Raw genomic sequence first — 6,688 nt, 5'->3', positions numbered from 1 at the left:
GCCCACCTCCTGGAGGTGGGCGGCCGTCGTCGTAAGGGGATGTCAGCGGGCGGGGTAGTCCCGGGCCGGCTCGCCGATGTACAGCTGGCGCGGGCGGCCGATCTTGGTGTTCGGGTCGCTGATCATTTCACGCCACTGGGCAATCCAGCCGGGGAGGCGGCCGATGGCGAACAGGACGGTGAACATCTTCTCCGGGAAGCCCATGGCCTTGTAGATCAGGCCGGTGTAGAAGTCCACGTTCGGGTAGAGCTTGCGCTGGATGAAGTAGTCATCGTTCAGCGCCTTCTCTTCCAGGCGCAGGGCGATGTCCAGCAGTTCGTCGTTGCCGCCGAGCTTGGTGAGGATCTCGTGGGCGGTGGCCTTGACGATCTTGGCACGCGGATCGTAGTTCTTGTAGACGCGGTGTCCGAAGCCCATGAGCCGGACGCCGTCTTCCTTGTTCTTGACCTTCTCCATGTAGTCCTCGGGCTTGGTGCCCTCGGCCTGGATCTGGCGCAGCATCTTCAGCACGGCTTCGTTGGCGCCGCCGTGGGCGGGTCCGAAGAGTGCGTTGATACCGGCGGAAACGGAGGCGAACAGGTTGGCGTTGGAGGAACCCACCAGGCGCACCGTGGACGTGGAGCAGTTCTGCTCGTGGTCGGCGTGCAGGATGAGGAGCAGGTCCAGGGCCTTGGCGACGACGGGGTCAACCTCGTACTGCTCGGCCGGCAGGCCGAAGCTGAGGCGCAGGAAGTTCTCCACCAGGTTGTGGGAGTTGTCCGGGTACAGCATGGGCTGGCCGATGGACTTCTTGTGCGCGTAGGCGGCGATGACGGGCAGCTTGGCCATCAGGCGGATGGTGGAAACTTCCACCTGCTCGGCGTTGAACGGGTCCAGCGAGTCCTGGTAGAACGTGGACAGCGCGGACACTGCGGAGGACAGGACGGGCATGGGGTGCGCGTCGCGGGGGAAGCCGCCGAAGAAGCCCTTCAGCTCCTCGTGGAGCAGCGTGTGGCGCCGGATCTTCTGGTCGAACTCGTCCAGCTCGGTGGGCGTGGGCAGGTTGCCGTAGATCAGCAGGTAGGACACCTCGAGGAAGCTGGAGTGCTGCGCCAGCTGCTCGATGGGGTATCCGCGGTACCGCAGGATGCCCGCATCGCCGTCGATGTAGGTGATAGCCGAGGTGGTTGCTGCGGTGTTCATGAAGCCGGGGTCAAAGGTGACTGCGCCCGTCTGCTTCAGCAGCTTGGAAACGTCGTAACCTTCGTTTCCTTCAATAACCTGGATGCGCGGGAGCTTGAGCTCGCCTCCTGCATGGAGCAGGGTAGCCGCGTTGTTGGTCTCAGTCATGGAGTCCCCTTCATGAGGCTCTCTGGGCCTCTGTCGAAAGCTTGATCCAACATCAGGTGAGCCGCGCACTGACCCTGAGAACACAGGTTCCAACACCCGGGCTGCCTTCTTGTAGAAAGCCACCATTGATAGTCACTTAAAAAGTACCGCTCCTTGGCGGGTGTCACTAATCCGAGACAGCCTAAAGTCCCCTAAAATGCGGGTGGTGTGGCGCGAGTCACACGATTGTTACGCGGCTTTTTTACCGGGCTTCCTGCAGCCGGGCCACTGCGGCATCAATCCGCTCATCGGTTCCGGTAAGGGCGACCCTGACGTAACCGTTGCCTGCCTCGCCGTAGAAGACTCCCGGCCCCACCACGATGCCCCGTTCTGCCAGGCGCGCCACCGTGTCCCAGGTGCTTTCCCCTGCCGTGGACCAGAGGTAGAGCCCGGCATCTGAATCCTTGATTTCCAGGCCGAAGTCCAGCAATGCCGGAACCAGCCGCTCCCGCCGGCCCCGGTAGAGGTCCTTCTGGGCCTCGACGTGAGCATCATCGCCGAGCGCCACGCGCATGGCTTCCTGCACGGGGTAGGGAACGATCATGCCGGCATGTTTGCGGCTGTTGACCAGGTTTGGCATCAGGTCCGGATCGCCGGCGACGAAGGCGGCACGGTAGCCGGCGAGGTTGGACTGCTTGCTCAATGAGTAGACGGAGAGCAGGCCCTGGTGCGATCCGCCTGCCACCCGCGGGTCCAGGATGCTGGGGACGGACTGGCCGCCGCGCTGCACATCCCAGGTTCCCCAGCCGAGTTCTGCGTAGCATTCGTCCGAGGCCACCACGGCCCCCAGCTCCCGGGCCTGCTCAACCAGCGCTTTCAAGGAGTCTGCGTCGCGGACGCTGCCTGTCGGGTTGCCCGGGGAATTGACCCAGATGAGCCGGACGCGCGCACGGGTGGCGTCGTCGAGCTCGTCCAGGTTGTCGGTGGCAACGGAGGTGACGCCGGCCAGCGTGGCGCCGATATCGTACGTGGGGTAGGCCACCTTGGGACGTACGACGACGTCACCCGGCTTCAGCCCGAGCAGCAGCGGCAGCCACGCCACAAGTTCCTTGGAACCCACCGTGGGCATGATGTTGCGGGGATCCAGTCCGGCCACACCGCGGCGGCGTTCGAACCATCCTGCGATGGCTTCCCGAAGCGCCGGTGTGCCGTGCACCGTGGGGTACCCCGGTGCGTCGGCAGCAGCCTTCAGGGCATCCTGGACCAGCGCCGGGGTGGGGTCCACGGGTGTGCCGATCGACAGGTTGACGGCACCGCCGGGGTGCTCCGATGCCTTCGCAAGATACGGCGCCATGGCCTCCCACGGGTAATCGGGCAGGTCAAGGCCAAACGTAGTCACTGCTGCGGTCACCTTTTCTGCGTCAGTGGTCTTGGTTCTGCGGGGGCAGCGCGGCGATCATCGGGTGGTCCTTGCCGGTGTTGCCGATCTTGGCGGCGCCGCCGGGTGAACCGAGGTCGTCAAAGAACTCCACGTTGGCCTTGTAGTAGTCGGCCCACTCGTCGGGGGTGTCATCCTCGTAGTAAATGGCCTCGACCGGGCAAACGGGCTCGCAGGCGCCGCAGTCGACGCATTCGTCCGGATGGATGTACAGCGAACGCTCACCCTCATAGATGCAGTCGACGGGGCATTCCTCGATACATGCCTTGTCCTTGACATCTACACACGGCTGCGCGATTACGTACGTCACGTCCCTGGCCTCTCCACGTTGGTTCCGGCAACCCGCCGGTTCTTGCATCCGGCAGCTCTGGCCGGACTCTTGACATCTGAGCCTATTATCTCCCAGGCCGTTCCCGCGAACCTAGCCGGGACACCTAGTATGAACTGGTGAGTCAGCCCCCTACCCCCGCAGGGTTCCTTTCCGCCGCCGCACCCGGAACACGGGTGGTGGTGCGGTACCGAATCGAGGACGGCCTGACCGACGCGCTCGGCCACCTGGTCTCGTGCGACGCCGGTGCGTGCACCGTCCGCACGCGGCAGGCCGACGTCGTCATTCCCCTTGACCTTGTGGTGGCCGCCAAGCAGGTCCCGCCGGCGCCGGAGCGCCGCAGACCCGCGGCACAGTAAAGCGCGCAGTCACTGCGCTGGGACTGCCGCTGCGGCCCGAACCCGCACTTGAAGCGCAGCCCGGTACAAACATGGCAAAACAAAAGCTGCCGGCACGGTGGCGGGAATCCCGCCTGCCGTGCCGGCAGCTTTCAAAGAGGTCCTAAAGGACTAAGCCTTGGCGCGGGCGCGGTTGGCCTTGGCACGCTCGTTGGTGTCCAGGATGACCTTGCGGATGCGGATGGCTTCCGGGGTCACCTCGACGCACTCGTCCTCGCGGGCGAATTCGAGGGACTCTTCGAGGGTCAGGTCGCGCGGCGGCGTCAGGTTCTCGAAGGTGTCGGAGGAAGCGGCACGCATGTTGGTGAGCTTCTTTTCCTTAGTGATGTTGACGTCCATGTCGTCGGCGCGGGAGTTCTCGCCCACGATCATGCCCTCGTAAACCTCGGAGGTGGGCTTGACGAAGAACGAGCCGCGCTCCTGCAGGTTGATCATGGCGAACGGGGTCACAACACCGGCGCGGTCGGCAACCATCGAACCGTTGGTGCGGTACTCGATGGGGCCGGCCCACGGCTCGTAGCCTTCGGAGATGGACGCCGCGATGCCGGCGCCGCGGGTGTCCGTGAGGAACTTGGTGCGGAACCCGATCAGGCCACGGGCCGGAACGATGAACTCCATGCGGCACCAGCCGGTACCGTGGTTGGCCATGTTGGTCATGCGGCCCTTGCGTGCGGCCATCAGCTGCGTGACGGCACCGAGGTATTCTTCGGGCACGTCGATGGTCATGTGCTCCATCGGCTCGTGGATCTTGCCGTCGATGGTCTTGGTGACAACCTGCGGCTTGCCCACGGTCAGCTCGAAGCCTTCGCGGCGCATCTGCTCAACGAGGATGGCCAGCGCGAGCTCGCCACGGCCCTGGACTTCCCAGGCGTCGGGACGCTCGGTGGGGAGCACCTTGATGGAGACGTTACCGATCAGTTCCTTGTCCAGGCGGTCCTTCACCTGGCGGGCGGTAACCTTGGCGCCCTTGACCTTGCCGGCCAGCGGCGAGGTGTTGATACCGATGGTCATGGAGATCGCGGGATCGTCCACGGTGATCAGCGGCAGCGGCTGCGGGTTCTCGACGTCCGTGAGGGTTTCGCCAATGGTGATGTCCTCGATGCCGGCGACGGCGACGATCTCACCAGGTCCCGCGGACTCGGCAGGAACGCGGTCCAGTGCCTTGGTGGCGAGGAGCTCGGTGATCTTCACGGTCTTGAGCTCGCCGTTGGCACGGGCCCAGGCAACCTGCTGGCCCTTGCGCAGGGTGCCGTTGTAGATGCGGAGCAGCGCGAGGCGGCCCAGGAACGGGGAGGCATCCAGGTTGGTGACGTGCGCCTGCAGGACACCTTCCGGGTTGTAGGTGGGGGCCGGGATGTGCTCGATGATGGTCTTGAACAGCGGCTCAAGGTCCTCATTGTCCGGGGCGGAGCCGTTGGCCGGCTGCTCCAGGGACGCGCGGCCAACCTTGGCCGCCGCGTACACAACGGGAACTTCAAGGACCTTGTCCAGGTCAAGGTCCGGAACTTCGTCCGCAAGGTCGGAGGCCAGGCCCAGGAGCAGGTCCATGGACTCGTGCACCACTTCGTCGATGCGGGCGTCGGGACGGTCGGTCTTGTTCACCAGGAGGATGACCGGCAGGTGCGCTGCAAGGGCCTTGCGCAGCACGAAGCGGGTCTGGGGCAGCGGGCCCTCGGAAGAGTCAACCAGCAGCACGACGCCGTCCACCATGGACAGGCCGCGCTCCACCTCGCCACCGAAGTCAGCGTGGCCTGGGGTGTCAATAACGTTGATGGTGATGGTCTCGCCGTTGGAGGACGGACCGTTGTAGGCCACCGTGGTGTTCTTGGCCAGGATGGTGATGCCCTTTTCGCGCTCCAGGTCACCGGAGTCCATCACGCGGTCTTCGAGGTGGTTGTGCTCGGCAAAGGAGTTGGTCTGCTTGAGCATGGCGTCGACCAGCGTGGTCTTGCCGTGGTCAACGTGGGCCACAATCGCGACGTTGCGGAGGTCACTGCGTGATGCAGTGGCTACCGCGGTGTTGGTGGTGGTTTCAGACATGCGTAATGGCTCGATTCAGTGGTGAAAGTCAGCTGTTGTATCGCGACATTTCCAACTGGAACGCACGACGGACAAGGCCCTTAGCACAGGGCACCTTCCCCCAGTCTACCGGCAGTGGCATTTATTGGCCTAAATTTCTGGCGGCCTAGGTACAGAGTGCACGCGCAGGGCCAGCGCCACGCCGAAAAATAGTGATGAAAATCACTGGCCTATCAGGCCGGCATGTCACATGATTGCTCTGACGCATCACGCACGCCGCATAACGCAAGCCCGGAGACACCACATGACAAAGGCCTCGGCCCGCACCCGCATTGGCGCATCCCGGGCCGCGGCCGCTCTGGCAGTGTCTTCCCTAATGGCCTTGTCCGGATGCGGCATCGCCGCCTACTCCCCCGGGATATCCTCCGCGCCGGCGGCCGCCGCTGCGGGCCATCCGCAGGACGGCGGGCAGCCCGCCGCGGTGGCTGCCGGTGCCAAGGTCCGGAATCCGGCTAATGGCCGGCTGGAAGCGGTTCTCCCCGAGATCACCCGGACAGTCCTGCTGATTGGGGACTCGCAGTCCGAACCGGCCGACGGCTGGCCCCGCCAGGCACTTGCGGCAGCGGGGTACAAGGTCTACTTCTGCGGGCGCGGCGGCACCGGATTCGTCTCCTCCAACGGCAGCACGGGCAACTATGTGGATGCCCTCCTGGAAGGGGACTGGCTGCTCCCTTCGGGGACTCCGGCCCTGATCGTCATCCAGGGCGGCGGCAATGACGCCGCCACCGGGGCGAGTGACACGCGGATTGCCGGTAACGCGGAAAAGCTGATCGCTGAACTTCAGGCCCGATACCCCGGCACCCGGATGGCGATGATCGGCACGTTGGCACGCGGCGCGGACCAGGGCGGGGGGCGCCGCAGTGAGGTTGACGCCTTGCTCGGCTCGGTGGCGGCGGCCCACGGGCTGCCCTTTGTGTCAGTGGGCGACTGGCTCACCCGGTACGGCCTGGCCAAGGATCTCGCCGACGCAGTCCACATGAATGCCGCGGGCCGCCAGTCGCTTGGAGCGCTGCTGGAGCGCCGGCTGCGTGAACTTGGCCTGGACCGAAAGGCTACGCCTGACACGGCACCGCTGCTGGCCGCGGGTACGGACGCCACAGGTGCAGTCCAGGATTAGGCGGCAAACAGCGCCACATA

General features: G+C 65.0%; 6 protein-coding genes. 2 read left to right on the top strand and 4 right to left on the bottom strand.

Features of this window, described 5'->3' with window-relative positions; translation table 11 throughout:
* Positions 1–42: 42 nt before the first annotated feature.
* The 3 genes from AC5RWA_RS04385 to fdxA form a co-directional block, all read right to left on the bottom strand.
* A complete protein-coding gene (locus tag AC5RWA_RS04385; protein WP_079597336.1) occupies positions 43–1,329 on the bottom strand; it encodes a citrate synthase in 1,287 nt (428 codons plus the stop codon).
* A gap of 241 nt (positions 1,330–1,570) precedes the next feature.
* A complete protein-coding gene (gene dapC / locus AC5RWA_RS04380; RefSeq protein ID WP_494056676.1) occupies positions 1,571–2,719 on the bottom strand; it encodes a succinyldiaminopimelate transaminase in 1,149 nt (382 codons plus the stop codon).
* Positions 2,720–2,729: 10 nt separating this feature from the next.
* Complete coding sequence (gene fdxA, locus AC5RWA_RS04375; RefSeq protein ID WP_009356972.1) at positions 2,730–3,056, bottom strand: ferredoxin; 327 nt, start codon at positions 3,054–3,056, stop codon at positions 2,730–2,732.
* A gap of 137 nt (positions 3,057–3,193) precedes the next feature.
* Between fdxA and AC5RWA_RS04370 the strand changes: the two genes are divergently transcribed.
* The gene (locus AC5RWA_RS04370; RefSeq protein WP_079597338.1) at positions 3,194–3,433 is read left to right on the top strand and encodes a putative acetyltransferase; all 240 of its coding nucleotides are present in this window, start codon (positions 3,194–3,196) and stop codon (positions 3,431–3,433) included.
* 150 nt (positions 3,434–3,583) lie between these two features.
* Here AC5RWA_RS04370 and typA read toward each other — a convergent pair whose 3' ends face one another.
* Positions 3,584–5,512, bottom strand: coding sequence for a translational GTPase TypA (gene typA, locus AC5RWA_RS04365; RefSeq protein WP_494056675.1), 1,929 nt, complete (start codon positions 5,510–5,512; stop codon positions 3,584–3,586).
* Between the two features lie 283 nt (positions 5,513–5,795).
* Between typA and AC5RWA_RS04360 the strand changes: the two genes are divergently transcribed.
* Positions 5,796–6,668 carry an SGNH/GDSL hydrolase family protein gene (locus AC5RWA_RS04360; RefSeq protein ID WP_494056674.1) on the top strand — a complete coding sequence of 291 codons (873 nt, stop codon included), beginning with the start codon at positions 5,796–5,798 and terminating at the stop codon, positions 6,666–6,668.
* Positions 6,669–6,688: the final 20 nt, after the last annotated feature.

The sequence above is a fragment of the Arthrobacter sp. 210 2 genome (genome assembly GCF_059093025.1).
The sequence above is the reverse complement of the archived record's forward strand: the minus strand, read 5'-3'. Positions and strand labels throughout refer to the sequence as shown.